Source organism: Mycobacterium simiae (assembly GCF_008370645.1).
GTDB lineage: Bacteria > Actinomycetota > Actinomycetes > Mycobacteriales > Mycobacteriaceae > Mycobacterium > Mycobacterium simiae_A.
This window is the reverse complement of the sequence record NZ_VTZN01000024.1, coordinates 1-20500: the sequence shown is the minus strand read 5'-3', so window position 1 is coordinate 20500 and position 20500 is coordinate 1. Positions and strand designations below refer to the sequence as shown.

Sequence of the window (20500 nt, the reverse complement as noted above, 5' to 3'; positions counted from 1 at the left end):
GTTACACAGCTGGGCTTGCCCCGATCGATCCCTAGTTGTTATATATGTATAACAACTAGGGATCGAGGAAAGGGCGTCATTCATGGCCACGACACCAGCCCGCCAGCGGTTGCGGAGCCTGCTCAACACCCGGGAACTCGTGATTGCACCAGGTGTTTTCGACGGAATCTCGGCTCAGCTCACCAAGCGGACCGGCCACGTCGCAGCGTATCTGACCGGCTCGGGCGTGGCGGCTTCCGGTTTCGGTTTACCGGACATCGGCCTGGTGACGGCATCTGAAATGGCCGAGCGGGCCCGGATGGTCGTGGGAGTGCTGGGCGACATCCCGCTGATCGCCGACGCCGACACCGGCTATGGCGACACCAAGAACGTGGTGCGGACCGTCCGTTCCTACGACAACGCCGGTGTGGCGGCGATCCAGTTGGAGGACCAGGTCTTTCCTAAGCGATGCGGTCACCTGCCGGACAAACGCGTCGTCGACGCCGCGGTATTCGAGCAGACGCTGGCAGCCGCACTCGACACCCGGTCCGACGACGACCTGCTCATCGTGGCCCGCACCGACGCGCGCGCCCCGCTCGGCCTGGACGCTGCCATTGAACGCGCCAACCGGTATGCGGCCGCGGGCGCTGACATCATCTTTGTCGAGGCGCCGCGGCACATCAGCGAAATCCGGCGCATCGCAACAGAAGTCCAAGCTCCTCTGCTGATTAATCTGGTCATCGGCGGCCTGACTCCGCAAGTGCCGCTGACACGGCTGCAGGAGCTGGGTTATGCGGTGGCCATCCATCCGAGCCATCTAGTGCGGTGCGCCGCCGCCGGCATGCTGCGGGTCCTGTGTGAACTCAACGGGACTGACGCGGTAACCGGCTGGACCGAAACACCATCTGATTTCTTCACTTTGGTTGGTTTGACGGAGTGGTCTGAAATCGAGGCCAGGTTCACTTCTGCGGAGGCCGGCGCATGGGCATGACCATCATCGAAAAGATTTTTGCCCGCAAGACCGGCCGTGAGTCGGTGTCGCCTGGCGAAACTGTCGTCGTCGATGTCGACATGACTGTCTTGATCGACCTTCAATTCTGCAGAAACTGGGTCCAGCCCAACCGCATTTGTGACCCTGACAAGCTGGCCGTGGTCCTCGACCACGCTGTGCCGGCGCCGTCGATCAACGATGCTGCCGGCGCCCAGCGTGCCCGTAAGTTCGTTGCCGACTTCGGCGTGCGGCACTTCTACGACGTCGGCCGCCATGGCATCAGCCATCAAGTCGTTGCCGAGAACGGTCTGGCCCGGCCCGGAGAGGTGCTGGCGTGCAGCGACTCCCATACCTGTGCCGGCGGCGCGTACAACGCCGCGGCTCGCGGCCTGGGGGGCGCCGAGATGTACTCGATCATGTGCACCGGCCAAACGTGGTACCACGTCACGCCAACTATCCGCTACGAGCTCGGCGGGGTAAAACCAAAGACCGTCAGCGGCAAGGACATCTTCTTGCATATCGCCAGCCGCTACGGCGACGCAGCTAACCTAACCCTCGAGTTCGGCGGCCGCGGCCTGGGCACCGTGCCCATGCACGATAGGCGCACCATCGCGACGCAGGGGGCCGAACTTTCGGCTGATTTCAGCATATTCGAGGCTGACGATACATTGCTGAGCCTTCTCGACCGCCTGGGCAGCACCGGATACCACCCTGCCACACCAGATCCCGACGCACGCTACCACGAAGTGCGACACATCGACCTAGCCACACTGGAGCCCTATGTGGCACTGCCCGGCGGGGTCAGCCGCAACGGGCTGCCCGTCTCTCAATGCAGCAAGCAGAAGGTCGATCAGGCGTTCATCGGATCGTGCGCCAACGGGCAACTCGAGGACCTGGAAATCGCGGCGCAGGTGCTGCGCGGCAAAAGCCTAGCGCCGGGGGTGCGGCTGCTGGTCACACCCGCTTCGCAAGCGGTATACCGCGATGCCATGCGGTTGGGCTACCTGCAAGACATTGCCGATGCCGGGGCCGTCGTCACCAACTCCACCTGCGGCGCCTGCTTTGGCTATCACATGGGGGTACTCGGGCCCGGCGAAGTGTGCATCACGTCGAGCACCCGCAACTTCACCGGGCGGATGGGCAGCAGCGCGGCGCACATCTTCATGGCGTCACCGGCGACGGTCGCCGCTTCGGCAGTGACCGGTTACATCACCGACCCAAGGAGCGTGGCGGCATGACTGTGATGCTCAGCGGCAAGGTATGGGTGTTCGGAGACGACCTCAACACCGATGCGATGTATCCCGCCTTCGCGATGAAGATGGATGCGCCGCAGGCGGCCCGGCACATCTTCTACGCACTTCGTCCAGGCTGGACCGATCAGGTGTCGCCGGGCGATATCGTGTTGGCGGGCAAGAACTTCGGGGTTGGATCGTCGCGGCCGGTTGCGACATTGTTCATCGAACTCGGTATCGCCGGGCTCGTCGCTGAAGAGTTCAACTCTCTCTTTTTCCGCAATGCGGTCAACGCCGGTCTGCCGGTGATGACGGTGCCGCACGCCACCAACTTTTTCCGGGAAGGCGACCGCGGTACCTTCGATCTCGCGGCAGGCCGCTGGCGCAACGACACCACCGGAGCCTGCGGGACGGCCCCGACCCTGCCCGCACTGATCCTCGACATCATCACCAGCGGCGGCATCCTGCCCCGGTTGGCGGCGCAGGGTTACCTGCCGAATTAGTCTGGCGGCACTTCACGTTCGATTTCGGCCAGCCAGATTCGCGCCGACATGTCCGACGGAGCGCGCCAATCACCACGCGGGGACAAACCGCCCCCGTGTGACACCTTGGGGCCATTGGGCAATGCCGAGCGTTTGAACTGGCTGAACGAGTAGAACCGTTGGACGAAGACCTGCAGCCAGTGCCGAATATCGGCCAGCGAATAGGACGGGCGCTGCTCGTCCGGATAGCCGGGTGGCCACGCGCCGCCCAGCGGGTCACTCCACGCGTGCCAGGCTAAAAACGCGATTTTCGACGGCCGAAATCCGTAGCGCAACACTTGAAACAGCGAAAAATCCTGCAGTGCAAAGGGCCCGATCTTCGCTTCGCTGCTTTGCAGTTCTTCTTCTTCGCCCGACGGGACTAGCTCGGGGGTGATTTCGGTGTCCAGTACCGACTGCAGTACCTCGCCCACCTGCTGATCGAACTGACCCGAGGAAATGACCCAGCGGATCAGATGCTGGATCAGTGTTTTCGGTACACCGGCGTTGACGTTGTAGTGCGACATCTGGTCGCCGACGCCATAGGTCGACCAGCCCAACGCCAGTTCGGACAGGTCGCCGGTGCCGAGCACGATCCCGCCGCGCTGGTTGGCCAAACGGAAGAGATAATCGGTGCGCAGACCGGCTTGAACATTTTCAAAGGTGACGTCATACACCTTTTCGCCGCGCGCAAACGGATGGCCCATCTCGTTGAACATCAGCGCAGCAGTGTCGCGTATGTCGATCTCCTCGAAGGTGACACCGAGGGCACGACACAGCCGCGCGGCGTTGTTTTTGGTGTGCTCGCCAGTAGCGAAACCCGGTAGCGTGAACGCCAAAATGTCGCTGCGCGGCCGTTCTTCGCGATCCATCGCGCGGGCAGCGACGATCAACGCATGCGTTGAGTCCAGGCCGCCCGACACGCCGATGACGACCTTGGGGTAGTGCAGCGCCCGCAGCCGCTGCTCCAGGCCGGATACCTGGATGCTGTAACCCTCGTAGCAATCCTGTTGCAGCCGTTGTGGATCGGCAGGGACGAACGGGAATCGCTCGACCGCACGCCGCAATCCGATGTCGTCAGTCGGCGGATCCAGCCGAAATTCGATGCGCCGAAACGACTCCACCGACGCCCGGTGGTGGCGTCGGTTATCGTCGAAGGTGCCCATCCGCAGCCGCTCCGCCTGCAGCAACTCGGTGTCGACGTCGGCCACCGACCGGCGCTCGCCCTTGGGGAAGCGCTCGGAGGCGGCCAGCAGCAAGCCGTTCTCCCAGATCATCGTCTGGCCGTCCCAGGCCAGGTCGGTGGTCGACTCCCCTTCTCCGGCGGCCGCATAGACATAGGCGGCCAGGCACCGCGCCGACGCCGACCGGGCCAGCAGACAGCGGTCCTCGGCACGCCCGATGGTGATCGGGCTGCCTGACAGGTTGGCCAGCACGGTCGCCCCGGCCAGCGCCGCCTCCGCGCTGGGCGGTACCGGCACGAACATGTCCTCGCAAATTTCCACATGCAGCACAAACCCGGACAGGTCCGACGCGGCGAACAGCAGATCAGGGCCAAACGGCACGTCGGCGCCACCGACCCGGATGGCGCCCCGCTCGTCGTCTCCGGCTGCGACCTGACGGCTCTCGTAGAACTCCCGATACGTGGGCAGGTAGGACTTCGGGGCCACACCCAGCACCGCCCCGCGATGAATGATGACCGCGGTGTTGTAGATGCGATGTCGATACCGCAGCGGCGCGCCGAGAACCAGCACTGGCAACAGCTCAGTCGAGCGCGCCACCACGTCTGCTAGCGCGTCTTCGACAGCGTCGAGCAAGGCATCCTGCAGCAGGATGTCTTCGATCGAGTAACCCGACAGCGTCAGCTCGGGAAACACCGCCAACGCAACACCGTCGTCGTGGCACTGGCGGGCCAGGCCCAAAACCGACTCGGCGTTGGCGGCCGGATCCCCAATGGTGGTGTGGTGCGTGCACGCGGCCACGCGCACGAACCCGTGCTGGTATGCGGAATAGAAGCTCATTGCCTTCCATTGTTCCGGTACCGCGGTAACGAACGGGTGACGGGGTGGCAGCCGTTACCTACGCTCGGTTGGGTGGAGTCCCCCAAGCTCGTCACGCTGCTGGCCGGTCGCCGGATCGCGGTCCGCGCGGGTGCGGGGATTTGCACCGACTCCGGCATACCCGATTCCGCGGACCTGACTCGCCGCCGAGCAATCCCATGACGATCGGCCAGTTCACGTCCGACCCGGCGTTTCGGCAGCGCTACTGGGCCCGCAATCACGTTGGCTGGCGGCACATGGACGACACCTCGCCCAACGCCGGTCATCGGGCGCTGGCCAGGCTGGAGCGAGCCGGCGTGGTGACCGGGGTAATCACCCAAAACGTCGATCTGCGGCACACCAAGGCCGGCAGCCGCGCTGTGATCAATCTGCATGACATCTATGCGCAGGTGACGTGCCTGAGTTGCGGCCACACCATGAGCCGAACAGCTGGAAGCGCTCAACCCCGGGTTCAGTGAACGCGCCAAAGCGGTCAGCGGCCTGGCGGTGGCTCCCGATGCCGACGCCGTCATCGCCGCGGTGACCGATACCGCGTCGCTTCATTACCTCGACTGTCCAGCCTGCGCCGGCACGCTCAAGCCCGATATCGTCTTCTTCGGCGAGAGCGTTGCGAAGCAAGTTGTGGCCCACGCATATTCGTTGGTTACCCAAGCTGAGGCATTGCCGGTGGCCGGCTCGTCGTTGACGGTGTTCTCCGGCTACCGGTTCGCGCGCCACGCCGCTGCCCTCGGTTTGCCGATCGCGATCGTCAATCGGGGCCCAACCCGCGGTGACCGTCTGGCTAACGTCAAAGGTCGACGGGGGCTGCTCCGAACTGCTGGTGTTGCTGGCTGGTGAGTTGGTCGAAGCGCAGCCCATGCCGGGCGTCTCTTCTCGCCTGGGCTCCTGACCCAGAATTGCTCGACATGGGACGCCGCAGTCGGCTGAGTTGGGGCAATTCATCTTTTGGCAAACAGAATCTGGTTGGCCCACTACGATCGCTGTCAGCTGCCCTCAAGGGGTATTTGCTCGCTCGCGGCGATAATGACAGCTAGGAGTGCAATGTCGTACTTGGTGGCGGTCCCGGAGTTGTTGGCCTCAGCGGCAAGAGATTTGGAAAGCTTGGAAGGGGTTCTGCGCGCAGCGAATTCGGCGGCGGCTCCGACCACGCAGGTGTTAGCTGCAGCCAGCGACGAGGTGTCGGGGGCGATCGCGGTGCTGTTTTCTCAGCACGGGCAGGCCTATCAAACGCTCAGCAAGCAGATGTTGGCATTTCATGCGCAGTTTGCGCAGTTATTGGGCAGCGCAAGCGGTAGGTACGCGAGCGCTGAGGCCGCCAGCGCATCGCCGCTGCAAAGCCTTGAGCAGGGTGTATTGGGCGTGGTGAACGCGCCCGCTGAGGCGCTGTGGGGGCGTCCGCTAATCGGCAACGGGGCCAACGGGGGCCCGGGCCAGCCCGGCGGAGCTGGGGGTTTGTTGTTTGGCAATGGGGGCAATGGCGGAAATGGGGTGGCCGGCCAGGCCGGCGGGAACGGGGGCAGCGCCGGGCTGATCGGCAGCGGCGGCAATGGCGGATTGGGTGGGGCCGGCGCGGTCGGCGGCAACGGGGGCAGCGGCGGGTTGCTGTTCGGCAACGGCGGCGCCGGCGGGATGGGCGGGACGGGCGCGGCTGGCGGCAACGGCGGCAGTGCCTTGCTGTTCGGCGACGGCGGCGCCGGTGGGCAAGGGGGTAGCGGGCTAACCGGGGCCAACGGTGTCAACCCCACGATCAGCGGCCAAGCCGCCACCGGGACCCCTGGAGTGAGCGTATCCGCCGTCAGCGGCGATGCCGTCGCCAGCAGTGGTCAAGGCGGCGCGGACGGCGCCTTCGCCGCCATCGGGGGCAGCGGCGGTTCCGGCGGCGACGCCGTCGCATCGGGCAGTGCTTTCGCCGGTAATGGCGGCGCCGGCGGTGTCGGCGGGATCGGGGGTGCTGGCGGTGACGGCGGAGCCGCTCAGGCCGAGTCAAATGCCATAGCGGGTTCCGGGGGCAACGGGACTGTGGGGATAGCGGCCGGAGGTGCCGGCGGTGCCGGCGGCAGTGGCGGGTCGAGCGTCTCTTTGGGTGGTGGTGCTGCCACGGGGGGTGGTGGCGGTATTGGCGGCGACGGCGGCGCCGGCGCGTCGGGTGGTGTGGCCAGCACTGGGGGCGCAGGCGGCAACGGGGGTCGTGCTGGCCTCCTGATCGGCAATGGTGGTGCCGGCGGGACCGGCGGAACGGGCGGAACCGGCGGATCGGGCGCGGTCGGCGGCCCGGGTGCCATCGCCGGAAACGGCGGGCGAGCTGAGACTATAACCGGGAGCGCATCCGGCGGCGGCGGAGGCAATGGCGGTGACGGTGGACTCGGCGGCAACGGAGGCATCGGCGGTATCGGCGGTGCCGGCGGTGCCGGCGGTGCCGGCGGGCTGCTCATCGGCAACGGCGGCCAGGGCGGGACCGGCGGAACGGGCGGGACCGGGGGCACGGGCGCGGTCGGCGGCGCGGGTGCCATCGGCGGGAGCGGCGCGGAAGCCGAGTCTTTCTCCGGGAACGCGTCCGGCGGCGCTGGAGGCAACGGCGGTGACGGTGGACTCGGCGGCAACGGAGGCACCGGCGGCACCGGTGGTATCGGCGGTGCCGGCGGCGCCGGCGGGCTACTGATCGGCAACGGCGGCCAGGGCGGCAACGCCGGTATCGGTGGTGCGGGCGGCACCGGCGGGACCGGCGCCGCCGGCGCGAGCGCGGGTCCTGGAGGGCAAGCTATAACCACCAGCAGTGCCACCACCAATGGTGGTGCCGGCGGCGACGGCGGCGACGGCGGCAAGGGCGGCAATGGCGGCAACGGTGGCGCCAGCGGCGCCAGCGGCATCGGTGGGTCCGGCGGATTCTTGTTGGGCGAGGCGGGCGCCAGCGGCGGCCCGGGACAGGGCGGCACCGGTGGTGCCGGCGCAGCCGGCGGCGGATTCGGCGCTGCAGGCGCCGGGGGCAAGGGGTCGACGTCTGACGGCGCCTCAGGATTGGACGGCAAGGCGGGCGGCTCCGGCGACTCTGGTCAGAGCGGGTAGCGCGTCCGGCAAGCCGCTATACCGCTACCAGGTCGTCGGCGTGCACCGCGGGCCGGCGCAGCTCGCCGGGCAACTCGGAGGTGGACCGGCCCATCATGGTGGCCAGTTCGGTCGCGTCGTAGGCGACTACGCCACGAGCCACTATGGTCGCGTCAGGCCCGCACAATTCGACGACATCGCCGCCGAAAAACTTGCCCGATACCGCCGTGATACCCGCTGGCAACAGCGAACGACGCTGCCGCACAACAGCATTGACTGCACCTGCGTCCATAGTCAGCGCACCGGCCGATTCGGCGGCATACCGCACCCAGAACCGGCGCGCAGACATCCGCTCGGGCCGTGCCGCAAACACGGTGCCGGCCGCGGCGTCGGTCAGCGCCGTCGCGGCATCGTCCGCGGCGGCCAGCAGCACCGGCACCCCCGCGTCGGCGGCCAGCAATGCCGACGACATCTTGGACGCCATCCCACCGGTGCCCAAGTGACTGCTGCGGCCGGCAACCACACCTTCCAGGTCGCCGGGCCCGGACACCTCAGGAATGAACTTCGCCCCCAACGACTTTCGCGGATCCGAATCGTAGAGGCCGTCGATGTCGGACAGCAGCACCAGAGCCTCCGCGCCGACCAGGTGGGCCACCAGCGCCGACAGCCGATCGTTGTCACCGAAGCGAATCTCGTTGGTGGCCACCGTGTCGTTCTCGTTGACGATCGCCACCGCATGCAACGCCCGGAGCCGGTCCAGGGTGCGAGCGGCGTTGGTGTGCTGCACCCGCATCGAAATATCGTGCGCCGTCAACAGTACCTGCCCGACCGTGCGCCCATACCGCGCGAACGCCGCGCTCCATGCGTTCACCAGCGCCACCTGCCCGACGCTGGCCGCAGCCTGCTTGGTTGCCAAATCCTTTGGACGACAGGCTAATCCGAGCGGATCGAGACCGGCCGCGATCGCGCCCGACGAGACAATGACGACGTCGGTGCCCGCCTTCATCCGCCCCTCGATCGCGTCGGCGAGCTGGGCCAACCGGCCGGCATCGAACATCCCCGACGGCGTTGTCAGCGCAGTCGTCCCGACCTTGATGACGAGGCTACGCGCCGCTCGGATGGCTTCCCGGTGCGAAGTGGTCATCGGACTCCACCGTGCTGGGGACCGCGTTCACGTCGCTGCCGACGGGCCGCCTTGCGCTCGGCGGCATCGACTCGCTCGCTGCGGTCCAGTCGCGCATCGGTGCCACGGCCCGACATGGCGACATGATGGCCCGCGGGGGTTTGCGGCTCCCACTCGAAGGTCACGTCAGCGATCGTCACCGCGCACCCGGGTTGGGCGCCCAACCGCAGCAGCTCCTCTTCGACACCCAGCCGCGCCAGCCGGTCGGCCAGGTAGCCGACAGCCTCGTCGTTGTCGAAGTTGGTCTGGCCGATCCAGCGCTCGGGCCGGGCACCGGTCACCACAAATCCCCCGTACCCGTCCGGCTCTACCGTAAAGCCGCTATCGTCGACCGGCACCGGGCGGATCACCGGCCGTCGCGGCACCGCCTGCGGCCGCGCTGCATTGTATTGCGATACCAGCTGCCACAGCCCAAAGATCAACGGCTGCAGGTTTTCCCGGCTCACCGTCGATACCAGGAACACCGGCCAGCCGCGTTCGGCAATCTCGTCGCGTAAGAACTCGGCCAGCTCACGCGCCTCGGGCACGTCAATCTTGTTAAGCACAACCGCGCGGGGCCGCTCGGTGAGATCGCCGAGCACTGCGTCGCCGCGCAGCGTGGGCGTGTAGGCCGCGAGTTCGGCTTCCAGCGCGTCGATGTCGGAGATCGGATCGCGGCCCGGCTCGTTGGTGGCGCAGTCGACGACGTGCACCAGCACCGCGCAGCGCTCGATGTGTCGCAAAAAATCCAGCCCCAGGCCGCGGCCCCGCGATGCACCCGGGATCAAACCTGGCACATCGGCGACGGTGAACGAATGCTCGCCCGCTGATACCACGCCGAGATTAGGCACCAGCGTGGTGAACGGGTAATCGGCGATCTTGGGTTTTGCCGCCGAAATGACTGATACCAAAGACGACTTTCCGGCCGACGGGAAACCGATCAATCCGACGTCGGCGACGGTTTTGAGCTCTAAGGTGAGGTCACGAGTCTGGCCCGGCTCGCCCAGCAGAGCAAAGCCGGGTGCCTTGCGGGCGCGCGACGCGAGCGCGGCGTTGCCCAAACCGCCGCGGCCACCAGCCGCGGCGGCAAATCGGGTACCCGCACCAACCAGGTCGGCCAGCAGCCGGCCGTGGTCGTCCAGCACTACAGTACCGTCGGGCACCTTGACTTCCAGGTCGGCGCCCGCGGCTCCGTCGCGGTTGTTGCCCATGCCCGGTTTGCCTGACGGCGCGGAAACATGGGGATGGAAATGGAAGTCGAGCAGGGTGTGCACCTGCGGGTCGACGACGAAGATGATGCTGCCGCCGCGACCACCGTTGCCGCCATCTGGACCGCCCAGCGGTTTGAATTTTTCACGATGGACCGAGGCGCAGCCGTTACCGCCGGAACCCGCCCGCGCGTGGATGACGACCCGATCGACGAATCGAGGCATCGCGCTTCCTTTCCATGACGAAATCTACGTTCTGCACTGTTTGCGCGAGAGCCCAGCTGCAAAAACGTCGATCTCGAGCCTGAGTAGGACGCGTGATGGACGCGGCTAGGCCTCCCGGATAGCCGCCGCGACGATATTGACGGTCTTGCGGCCGCGCTTGACACCGAACTCGACCGCCCCAGCCGCGGTGGCGAACAACGTGTCATCGCCGCCGCGGCCGACGTTGACACCGGGATGAAACTTGGTGCCTCGCTGGCGAACGAGGATCTCACCGGCCTTGACGACCTGGCCGCCAAACCGCTTGACACCCAACCGCTGCGCGGCGGAATCGCGACCGTTGCGTGAGCTGGAAGCGCCCTTCTTGTGTGCCATGTACATCGCCTCCGTTCAGTGTTGTCTGTTCTTCGCCTGACGGCCCATCACGCGATGTCGGTAACTTTCAGGACCGTCAGCTGCTGACGGTGGCCCTGCCGCTTGTGATAGCCGGTCTTGTTCTTGAACTTGTGGATCCGGATCTTGGGGCCCTTGGTGTGCTCGAGGACCTCGCCCGTCACCGCGACCTTGGCCAGGGCGCCGGCGTCTGTGGTCACGGTGGCACCATCGACAACCAGCGCCACCGGCAGCGATACCTGGGCACCCGGCTCGGACTCCAGCTTCTCGACCTTGACCACGTCTCCGACGGCAACCTTGTACTGCTTTCCGCCGGTCTTGACGATTGCGTAGGTCGCCATCGTGGTTGCACCTCTGTTTACTGTTATGGGCACGCGTCACCGGTTGCTTGCGCGTGCGGGTCTGGTTTGCGGACTCAGCTGTCCCGCTGTCGCCGGGCCAAACGGTATGGCAGCCAGGCGACAACTGACCCAGGGTACGTGACCAGCAGCTACAGGGTCAAACCGGTGTGGGTCAACCTAGCCCAGATGGATGGGTGGACCGGCCGGCCGACCCGCCGCACGCCGCCGGCGCGGTCGTTCGAGAACCGAGCCGACATCGATGGGCAGCTGCGCTTCTTCGAGACCACTCTCGGGTTCGGAATCAAAATCCTTGTCATCGTCGGTATCCGAGTCATCGACATCGAGCTCGTCATCCAGATCGTCGTCGAGGTCCTCATCGTCGTCGAGTTCATCGTCCTCGTCGAGCTCCTCGTCATCGAGTTCCCCGTCCTCGTCGGTGTCCTCGATGTCGTCGCGTTCTTCGGTCTCGTCGACGTCCTCGAAGTCGTCGGCGTCTTCGAACTCGTCAGACACTCGGACTGCGTTCTGCTCATCGGTCTGCGCGTCGAGCTGCTCATCAGACTCGGCGGATTCCCCGTCACCTCGACCGGAACCCGGTGATGAGCCGGCGGCCATCGCCTTGAACATCGGATGCTCGCCGGGTGCGTGCGCGGGAACCTTGGCTACCGGCCCTTGCTCACTGGGCTCTTCGGCGCGGCTCTTCTTGGATCGCCTGCTGCGCCGACCACCCGACTCCGACTTTCGTCCCGTTGCGGACGCCGAATCCACCGGATCGGCGTGCAGCAAAATCCCGCGACCGCTGCAGTCGGGGCACGATGTCGAGAAAGCCTCAATAAGGCCGGTTCCCAGGCGCTTGCGGGTGAGTTGGACCAAACCCAACGACGTCACTTCGGAGACCTGGTGACGGGTGCGGTCGCGGGCCAGCGCCTCGGTCAGCCGACGCAGCACCAAGTCTCGATTGGACTCCAACACCATGTCGATGAAGTCGATAACCACGATGCCGCCGATGTCCCGCAGCCGCAGTTGACGCACGATCTCCTCGGCCGCTTCCAAGTTGTTCTTGGTGACCGTCTGCTCCAGATTGCCCCCGGAGCCAGTGAACTTTCCGGTGTTGACGTCGATGACCGTCATCGCTTCAGTGCGGTCGATCACCAACGTCCCGCCCGAGGGCAGCCACACCTTGCGGTCCATCGCCTTGGTCAGCTGCTCGTCGATACGATGCACCGCAAAGACGTCCGGGGCCGTCTGGTCCGCAGCAAGGTTAGCCGGCTCGTACTTCGTCAATTTTGAAACAAGATCGGGCGCAACGGAATTCACGTACTCGTTGATCGTGGTCCAGGCGTCGTCGCCAGCGACGATCAGCCCAGCGAAATCTTCGTTGAACAAATCGCGGATGACCTTGACCAGCACATCGGGCTCTTCGTAGAGCGCCACCGCGGCTCCGGCGGCCTTCTGCTTGACTTCGCCGGCCTTGGCCTCGATCTGCTTCCAGCGTTCTTGCAGCCGGGCAACGTCGGCGCGAATGTCCTCCTCTTTGACGCCCTCGGACGCGGTGCGGATGATGACACCCGCGTCGGGCGGCACCACGTCCCGCAAGATCTCCTTGAGCCGTTGGCGTTCGGTGTCAGGCAGTTTGCGGCTGATCCCGGTCGAAGACGCTCCCGGCACATAAACCAGGTAGCGGCCGGCCAACGAGACTTGCGTGGTGAGCCGCGCGCCTTTGTGACCGACCGGGTCCTTGCTGACCTGCACGACGACGTAGTCGCCGGGCTTGAGGGCCTGCTCGATCTTGCGGTCGGACCCGTTAAGGCCCGCTGCATCCCAGTTGACTTCACCGGCGTAAAGCACACCGTTGCGGCCACGACCGATGTCGACAAAGGCCGCCTCCATCGACGGCAGCACGTTTTGCACAATGCCCAGGTACATGTTGCCCACCAACGAGGCAGACGCCGCTGACGTCACGAAATGCTCAACGACGATGCCGTCTTCAAGCACCGCGATCTGGGTGTAGCGCACGCCCGGGTGCGGTGGCTCAGTGCGGACCCTGTCGCGGACCACCATTACCCGCTCGACGGCCTCGCGCCGAGCCAAGAATTCGGCCTCCGTCAAAACCGGCGGGCGCCGCCGCCCGGCATCGCGCCCGTCGCGGCGGCGCTGGCGCTTGGCCTCCAACCGGGTCGAGCCGTCAATGCCCTTGATTTCGTTGCCGCCAGCGTCATCGCCTCCGGAGCTGCCGCCGTTTCTGGGCGCTCGCTCGTGCACGACCGTGTTGGGTGGATCATCCGGAGCCGGACCTTCGTCGCTGTCCTCGCCCGCACCTGACTTCCGTCGACGACGCCGCCGACGCCGACGGCTGCCGCTCTCGGATGAACCATTGTCTTCTTCGCCATTGTCGATGTCTTCGGCATCCAGGGAGTCTTCGCCATCGGGGCCGTCGGACCCGGCGGAATCCGCACCCGCCTGCTGCTGTTCGGCCTCGTCAGCGTCGTCACCGGCTTGGCTCGCCCCCTCAGACGGCCCGTCGGATCCGCCCTGCTCGCCACGTCCGCGACCGCGACCGCGACGGCCACGCCGTCGTCGCTTACTGGTCGGCCGATCAGCCAGCTCTTCGTCGTCACCATCGTCTAGGTCGTCGGCAGCCTGATCATCGACATCGTCGTCCGTGCCGATCGGCTCGGAAATCGGCTGGGGTGCGACGAACAACGGCATGTAGTGCGGTCGCTCGACCCAGGTCGCAACGATCTGCACCGTCTCCTGTGTTTCCAGCAGCAGCCGGGACTCGGGTTCGGCAGGCACATCGGCTTGCTCGGGCGGACCAGCCGTCTCGGCGACAGTGGGCGCAGCACTTTCTTCTTCTCCGGACCGCTCGGCCAGCAGGTCACGCACCCGAACGGCGTCGACGCGATCGACGCTGGAATGGGCGCTGCGGATTCGCCCATCCAGCGCGTTGAGCGCGTCCAGCACCTTCCGGCTGCTGGTTCCCAGCGTTCTCGCCAGCGAGTGGACTCTTAGGCGGTCCGGCAGTTCCTCACGCTGTGTCGGCTCTCTTGGGTCTGCAGGTGGGGCACCGTCTACCACGTGTTCTCCTCAAGCCCCCGGGCGCGTCAGTTTGACGCGGCCACGCGAGGGCTTCGCTATGTGCCCGGGTCACTTCTCCCGGACTTGTGATGGTCTCGCTCCGAGCGGCTCAGGGCGAGCGCACTCGGCGCCGTGCTGAATGACGGCTTGACATGCCGCGCCGCATCGCGAAATGGCGATGGTCGCGCTTGTCTAAGTCTTCATTCGGGTGTAGGACGCCGGTCCGGCGACGTTCACCCGCAGTCAGTATCCCATATAACGGAACGCGGTCACCCTCGTCCGAGCTACGCACTGCTGAAAATCGAGTCGCACGCCCGCGTCCCTGCGCTAAGCGCCAGGAAACCAAAGCCCGATTTCACGCTGGGCCGAATCAGCCGAATCGGAGCCATGCACCAGGTTGAATTGGGTTTCCAGGCCGAAGTCGCCGCGGATGCTGCCGGGCGCGGCCTTGTCCACCGGGTCAGTGCCACCGGCAAGCTGGCGAAACGCGGCAATTGCTCGCGGTCCCTCCACCACGGCCGCCACCACCGGACCCGAGGTAATGAACTCCAGCAACGAACCGAAGAACGGCTTGCCTTCGTGTTCGGCGTAATGCCGGCTGGCCAGCTCCTGGCTGACCGTCCTGAGCTCCAACGCTGCGATAGCGAGGCCTTTGCGCTCGATACGGCTGATGATCTCGCCTATCAACTGGCGTTCGACACCGTCAGGTTTGATCAGTACCAGCGTCCGTTCGGTCACGGTGCCCAACAATAGAGGGCCGACGGGGGACGCCCAAACAGGCCTGGCTATAACACGATGGCGGCGACTAGCCCCGGCGTTCTGTGCGCCGGACCTCTGCTCGAAAGTAGGCGATCAGCACCCATACCCCCATGAACAGCACACCGATGAATCCGATGCCCGGGTAAACTGCGAAGCCAGCCAGCACCACCAGCTGCACCCCCAGGTTCACCCAAATCACCCAGGGTCTGCGCTGTATCCCAGACAGCACGACCAGCAGTGCGGCCAATCCGAGCAAATACCCCAGCGACGCCGGACTCAGCCCGCCGCCCACCGCGCCCACTACCGGGATCGCCAGCAGCACCACGATCGCCTCGAGCAGCAGGGTCGCGGCCATGACCGCACCGAAGCTTTTCCATGGGTCCGCCGGTGGCGCCGGGGTCTGGCCGGTCATTCTGGATCACGACCAAACAGCGTGCGAGCAGCCCCTGCGGTGACGACCGAGCCGGTGATGACAATCCCGGCGCCCGACAACGCGCCACCATTTTCCGCGGCCGCGTCGTCTACCAGCGCGGTCGCGGTGTCGATGGCATCGCGCAGGTTGTCGGCAGTTATCACCCGCTCAGGGCCGAATCGCTGTTCAGCGGCCGCGGCCAGCGATGGGACGTCCAGCGCTCGCGGTGACCCGTTGTGGGTCACGACGACCGAATCGAGTATGGGCTCCAACGCTTGCAGAATGCCGTCCACGTCCTTGTCGGCCAACACGCTGACCACCCCGACCAGCGTCTGGAAGTCGAACTCGGCGGCCAGCGACTGCGCCAGCGCGGCCGCCCCGGCCGGGTTATGCGCAGCGTCGATGAACATCGTAGGTGTGCTCCGCAAACGCTCCAGCCGGCCCGGACTGCTGGCACCGGCAAAACCCGCCCGCACCGCCTCGACGTCAAGCTGACGCTGGGCACCCGCGCCGAAGAAGGCCTCGACCGAGGCCAATGCCACCGCCGCGTTGTGCGCCTGGTGTTCGCCGTGCAGCGGCAGGTAAATGTCGGAGTACACCCCGCCGAGGCCCTGCAGCTGCAGCATCTGGCCACCGACTGCGACTTGGCGGCCCAGCACGCCGAACTCGTAACCCTCCCGGGCTACCGCGGCGTCGGCGCGCATCGCTTGGCTCAGCAGCACCTCCATGGCCTCCGGCAGCTGACGGGCGATGACAGCAACGGTGTCCGGTGAGCCATCGGCGGCCCGCTTGATGATGCCCGCCTTTTCACCGGCGATGCTGGCGATATCGCCACCCAGGTACTCGACATGGTCCAGGCTGATCGGAGTGATAACCGTCACCGGCGCATTGATCACATTGGTGGCGTCCCAGCGTCCACCCATACCGACCTCGATCACCGCTACGTCGACAGGCGCGTCTGCAAACGCAGCGAACGCCATCGCGGTGAGGACCTCGAACTTACTCAGGCGCGGCCCAGCCCCAGAAGATGACGCCAGTGACTGCTGATCGATCAGCTGCACGAACGGCTCGATCTCGCGGTAGGTCGACACATACCGCGCCGGGCTGATCGGCTTTCCGTCGATTGAGATGCGTTCCACCGCCGACTGCAAGTGCGGGCTGGTGCTTCGGCCGGTGCGCTGGTGCAGTGCGGTGACCAGCGCATCGATCATCCGCGCCACCGACGTCTTGCCATTGGTGCCGGCGACGTGGATTGAAGGGTAGCTGAGTTGCGGAGAACCGAGCAGGTCCAGCAACGCGCTGATCCGGGTCAGGCTCGGCTCGATGCGTGTTTCCGGCCAGCGTTGGTCCAGCAGGTGCTCGACCTGCAACAGCGACGCGATCTCGGCGGGGGTGGGAGACACGCTGCTGGCCGGCCAATCTCGCGACTCGAGGCTCATCGCAGCGCAGCTAGCCTGGCCGTGATCCGGTCGCTCTCCTCGTACGCCAGCCGCCGGCGGTCACGGATCTTATCGACGACGGCTTCCGGAGCCTTAGCCAGGAAGTCCGCGTTGGCTAACTTGGCACCGGTTGCGGCGAGCTCTTTGTGGGCTGCCGCCAGTTCCTTCTCCAGCCGCCGACGCTCGGCTGCCACATCGATAGCACCCGACGTGTCGAGTTCGACGACGACGGTCGCGCGGCTGAGCCGAACCTCCAGGGACACTGACGGCGCAAAATCATCATCTGCTGCGGTGAGCCAGGCCAACGATGTTACGGCGGCGACCTGGCCGGTCAGATCCGCATCGTCGAGACCGGTCAACCGGGCTGGTACCTTCTGCCGGTCAGCCAGACCCTGATCGCTGCGGAACCGCCGGATCTCAGTGACTAACTTCTGCATGTGGCTGATTCGTTGCGAAGCAACGGGATTCGGAGCGATCGTGGAAGGCTGCGGCCAGCCGGCGATTACCAACGACTGTAGGCCGGGCTCCCCGTTTATCAAAGCCTGCCAGAGCGCTTCGGTGACAAACGGGATCACCGGATGCAGCAACCGCAATAACGTGTCCAAGCCCGCTGCCAGCACGGCTGTGGTATGCGAAATCCCTTCGGCAAGCTGCACTTTGGCCAGCTCAAGATACCAGTCGCAGAACTCGTCCCAGGCGAAGTGATAAAGCGCCTCGCAGGCGCGGCTGAATTCGTAGCTGTCGAAGGCCGAATCTACTTCGGCCCGAACCTCTTCCAGGCGCCCCAACATCCAGCGGTCGGCATCGGTCAGCTCGGCTGGTGGCGGCACCGGCGCCAGCCGAGCGCCATTGAGCAACGCGTAACGGGTCGCGTTAAAGAGCTTGGTGCCGAAATTGCGCGACGCGCGCACGGCATCCTCGCTTACCGACAAGTCGCCGCCGGGACTGGCGCCGCGGGCCAGCGTGAAGCGCAACGCATCGGCTCCGAACTCAGCTATCCAGTCCAGCGGATCGACGACATTGCCCTTGGACTTGCTCATCTTGCGGCCGAACTGATCACGAATCAGCCCGTGCAGGAACACGTCGGTGAACGGCACTTGGGGGCCGCGGTGCCGGTCAAGGGTGATGGCGTCGTCGTCGCCGACGAACGTGCCGAACATCATCATCCTGGCCACCCAGAAGAACAGGATGTCATAGCCGGTGACCAATACGCTGGTCGGATAAAACTTTTCCAACTCCGCAGTCTTATCCGGCCAGCCCAGCGTCGAAAACGGCCACAGCGCGGACGAGAACCAGGTATCCAACACGTCGGGATCCTGCTCCCAGCCTTGCGGGGGTGTTTCGTCCGGACCGACGCACACCTTCTCGCCGTCGGGCCCGTACCAGATCGGGATGCGGTGGCCCCACCACAGCTGCCGCGAGATGCACCAGTCGTGCATGTCGTCGACCCAAGAAAACCAACGCGGCTCCAAGCTGGCCGGGTGAATGACGGTGGCGCCGGTGCGTACCGCGTCGCCGGCGGCTTTGGCCAGCGATTCCACCCGCACCCACCACTGCAACGACAACCGGGGTTCGATCGGCTCCCCACTGCGCTCGGAGTGTCCGACGCTGTGTAGGTACGGCCGTTTCTCCTGCACGACGCGGCCCTGCGCCGCAAGCGCTTCCCGCACCGCGATTCGTGCTTCGAATCGGTCCATGCCGTCGAATCGCGTTCCGGTGTCGGCGATCCGGCCCTTGGTGTCCATGATCGAGGGCATCGGCAGGCCGTGCCGCATCCCGATCTCGAAGTCGTTCGGGTCGTGTGCGGGCGTGACTTTGACTGCGCCCGTGCCGAACTCGGGGTCCACATGCTCGTCGGCGACGACGATCAGCTGCCGGTCGACAAAAGGGTGCGGCAGGCTGGTGCCGACCAGATGGCGGTACCGCTGGTCGTCGGGGTGCACAGCGATCGCGGTGTCGCCCAGCATCGTCTCAACTCGGGTAGTGGCCACCACGATGTGAGGTTGGGAGTCGTCGAGAGAGCCGTACCGGAACGACACCAGCTCGCCTTCGATATCCAGGTAGTTGACCTCCAGGTCGGAAATCGCCGTCTGCAACACCGGCGACCAGTTGACCAGCCGCTCGGCCTGATAGATCAGCCCGGCATCGTAGAGCCTCTTGAAGATCGTCCGCACCGCCCGGGACAGGCCCTCGTCCATGGTGAACCGGTCGCGGCTCCAGTCCACACCGTCGCCCAGCCGGCGCATCTGGCCGCCGATCGCCCCGCCCGATTCCCGCTTCCAGTCCCAGACCTTTTCGACGAACAGTTCCCGGCCGAAGTCCTCTTTGGTCTTGCCGTCGACCGCGAGCTGCTTTTCCACCACGCTCTGAGTGGCAATACCGGCATGGTCGGTACCTGGCTGCCACAGCACCTCGTAGCCCTGCATCCGTTTTCGGCGGGTCAGTGCGTCCATCATGGTGTGTTCCAACGCGTGACCCATATGCAGGCTGCCGGTCACGTTGGGCGGCGGCAGCACAATCGAATAGGCGGGCTTGGTGCTGGACGGATCGGCGGTGAAGTAGCCGCCGTCCAGCCACTGCTGATAGATGGCGCCCTCCATCGCGCCCGGATCCCACGACTTGGGCAACTGGTCGGCGTCAGAGCGGGCGCTGGCGGTCACCGGTCAATTCTAGGAACCGCCGCGAACGGGCGTTGAGGCGGCTAAACGTCTAGGTGAGCTGCGATTAGGGAATCGTGAGCACCTGGCCCGGGTAAATCAGGTCGGGATTCGGAATGCTACTGGCGTCGGCGATCACCTGGTACTGGTTTCCGTCGCCGTAGAGACGCCCGGCGATGGCCCAGAGGGTGTCGCCAGACACGACGGTGTACGTCCGCGGGGCAGGCTCCGGCTCATGCTCTGTCGGCACTTCGGCGACCGGGTTTGCGGCGGCTTCACCGATGGGCTCTGCTGGCTCCGAAGCAGAGGTGTCTTCCGCGGCAGCGGGTCCGGGCGGTGGTAGGAAGTCGGTCTCCGTCTTGGTGGACCAGGCCGGCCCGTCAGCAGCGTACAGCACCAGGTTGCGATTATCCTGAAGCACGCGTCGGACGTTCTTCTTGCCCTTGGTGTCGCTGTGCCAGATCGGCTTGTCCGCCGTGTAGAGAACGAAGTTGCCGTCGCGCTGCACTTCCGCACGCACCACATCTTGACCGGTAGTCCCCGTGGCCCACAACGGATTACCACGGGAGGCGAGCACCAGGTTGCCGTCCTCCTGCAGTGCGAGTGTGTAGGCCCCGTTGGCGGAAACCAGCGATTCCCCCCGCACCAGCTGCTGACCCTCAGTCAGTGTGTCCGACATGAAATTCCCTTTCGATCTCGTTCGATTCCAAGGCCGGCCTACTGATGCCGGCCGGCATTCCGGATACCGTGTGCCCAAATCTCATGCTCGTGGCGTGGCCTCTATTGACTTCCACTCAAGGTAACCTCGTTGTGGCGCCAGCTATTTTTTGCCGGTTAGCCCGAAGTTAAGTGCGGTCGGGTAGTCGGTTTTGGTGGTTGAGCAGGGATTGGCGGCTGCTTATTCCGGTTTGGTGTAGTCAGTGAATTCGGTGTGTTGATGCCACTTGCTTGTGAGTTCATCTCGTAGCATTGACGTATGCCGAAGCCAGTGCGGATGCATGTAG

15 protein-coding genes and 1 pseudogene are annotated in these 20500 nt (G+C 65.6%); 5 read left to right on the top strand and 11 right to left on the bottom strand.

The genetic code is table 11. The features are described from left to right. Positions 1 to 82: 82 nt before the first annotated feature. The 3 genes from F0Q45_RS06410 to F0Q45_RS06400 are packed head-to-tail and all read left to right on the top strand — an operon-like array spanning position 83 to position 2705. On the top strand, positions 83 to 970 hold the full coding sequence (locus F0Q45_RS06410; protein WP_149653150.1) for an isocitrate lyase/PEP mutase family protein: 888 nt from the start codon (positions 83 to 85) through the stop codon (positions 968 to 970). After that, the gene (locus tag F0Q45_RS06405) at positions 961 to 2208 is read left to right on the top strand and encodes an aconitase/3-isopropylmalate dehydratase large subunit family protein (protein ID WP_149653149.1); all 1248 of its coding nucleotides are present in this window, start codon (positions 961 to 963) and stop codon (positions 2206 to 2208) included. The genes F0Q45_RS06410 and F0Q45_RS06405 overlap by 10 nt, the downstream gene beginning before the upstream one ends. Continuing rightward, on the top strand, positions 2205 to 2705 hold the full coding sequence (locus F0Q45_RS06400; RefSeq protein ID WP_149653148.1) for a LeuD/DmdB family oxidoreductase small subunit: 501 nt from the start codon (positions 2205 to 2207) through the stop codon (positions 2703 to 2705). The genes F0Q45_RS06405 and F0Q45_RS06400 overlap by 4 nt, the downstream gene beginning before the upstream one ends. Here the strand turns inward: F0Q45_RS06400 and F0Q45_RS06395 are convergent. Next, the gene (locus tag F0Q45_RS06395) at positions 2702 to 4744 is read right to left on the bottom strand and encodes an NAD(+) synthase (RefSeq protein WP_149653147.1); all 2043 of its coding nucleotides are present in this window, start codon (positions 4742 to 4744) and stop codon (positions 2702 to 2704) included. The two genes, F0Q45_RS06400 and F0Q45_RS06395, sit on opposite strands and share 4 nt — an antisense overlap. Before the next feature lie 72 nt (positions 4745 to 4816). Between F0Q45_RS06395 and F0Q45_RS06390 the strand changes: the two are divergent. Beyond that, positions 4817 to 5672 (top strand): annotated as a pseudogene (locus F0Q45_RS06390) (Sir2 family NAD-dependent protein deacetylase). Positions 5673 to 5824: 152 nt separating this feature from the next. Continuing rightward, a complete protein-coding gene (locus tag F0Q45_RS06385) occupies positions 5825 to 7846 on the top strand; it encodes a PE family protein (RefSeq protein WP_149653146.1) in 2022 nt (673 codons plus the stop codon). Positions 7847 to 7862: 16 nt separating this feature from the next. On the opposite strand, the gene proB is transcribed toward F0Q45_RS06385, so the two are convergent. From proB to F0Q45_RS06335, 10 genes are all read right to left on the bottom strand, one after another. Next, on the bottom strand, positions 7863 to 8969 hold the full coding sequence (proB, locus tag F0Q45_RS06380) for a glutamate 5-kinase (protein ID WP_149653145.1): 1107 nt from the start codon (positions 8967 to 8969) through the stop codon (positions 7863 to 7865). Beyond that, entirely contained in the window at positions 8966 to 10420 is a 1455-nt protein-coding gene (gene obgE, locus F0Q45_RS06375; protein WP_149653144.1) for a GTPase ObgE, read from the bottom strand. The genes proB and obgE overlap by 4 nt, the downstream gene beginning before the upstream one ends. A 105-nt stretch (positions 10421 to 10525) precedes the next feature. Continuing rightward, positions 10526 to 10792 (bottom strand): 50S ribosomal protein L27, encoded by a 267-nt coding sequence (rpmA, locus tag F0Q45_RS06370; RefSeq protein ID WP_149653143.1) that lies wholly within the window; start codon positions 10790 to 10792, stop codon positions 10526 to 10528. 47 nt (positions 10793 to 10839) lie between these two features. Further along, positions 10840 to 11151: a 50S ribosomal protein L21 gene (gene rplU / locus F0Q45_RS06365; RefSeq protein WP_149653142.1), complete on the bottom strand. Its 312-nt coding sequence runs from the start codon at positions 11149 to 11151 to the stop codon at positions 10840 to 10842. A gap of 177 nt (positions 11152 to 11328) precedes the next feature. Beyond that, positions 11329 to 14229 carry an Rne/Rng family ribonuclease gene (locus F0Q45_RS06360; protein WP_149653141.1) on the bottom strand — a complete coding sequence of 967 codons (2901 nt, stop codon included), beginning with the start codon at positions 14227 to 14229 and terminating at the stop codon, positions 11329 to 11331. A 327-nt stretch (positions 14230 to 14556) separates the two neighbouring features. Further along, positions 14557 to 14967 carry a nucleoside-diphosphate kinase gene (ndk, locus tag F0Q45_RS06355; protein WP_149653140.1) on the bottom strand — a complete coding sequence of 137 codons (411 nt, stop codon included), beginning with the start codon at positions 14965 to 14967 and terminating at the stop codon, positions 14557 to 14559. 67 nt (positions 14968 to 15034) lie between these two features. Further along, a complete protein-coding gene (locus F0Q45_RS06350; RefSeq protein ID WP_149653139.1) occupies positions 15035 to 15400 on the bottom strand; it encodes a DUF4233 domain-containing protein in 366 nt (121 codons plus the stop codon). Next, positions 15397 to 16839, bottom strand: a complete 1443-nt coding sequence (gene folC / locus F0Q45_RS06345; RefSeq protein WP_149653138.1) for a bifunctional tetrahydrofolate synthase/dihydrofolate synthase — start codon at positions 16837 to 16839, stop codon at positions 15397 to 15399. The genes F0Q45_RS06350 and folC overlap by 4 nt, the downstream gene beginning before the upstream one ends. Next, positions 16836 to 19499 carry a valine--tRNA ligase gene (locus F0Q45_RS06340; protein ID WP_149653137.1) on the bottom strand — a complete coding sequence of 888 codons (2664 nt, stop codon included), beginning with the start codon at positions 19497 to 19499 and terminating at the stop codon, positions 16836 to 16838. Before F0Q45_RS06340 ends, folC begins: the two co-directional genes overlap by 4 nt. Before the next feature lie 64 nt (positions 19500 to 19563). Further along, on the bottom strand, positions 19564 to 20175 hold the full coding sequence (locus tag F0Q45_RS06335) for a LysM peptidoglycan-binding domain-containing protein (protein WP_149653136.1): 612 nt from the start codon (positions 20173 to 20175) through the stop codon (positions 19564 to 19566). Between the last annotated feature and the right edge of the window lie 325 nt (positions 20176 to 20500).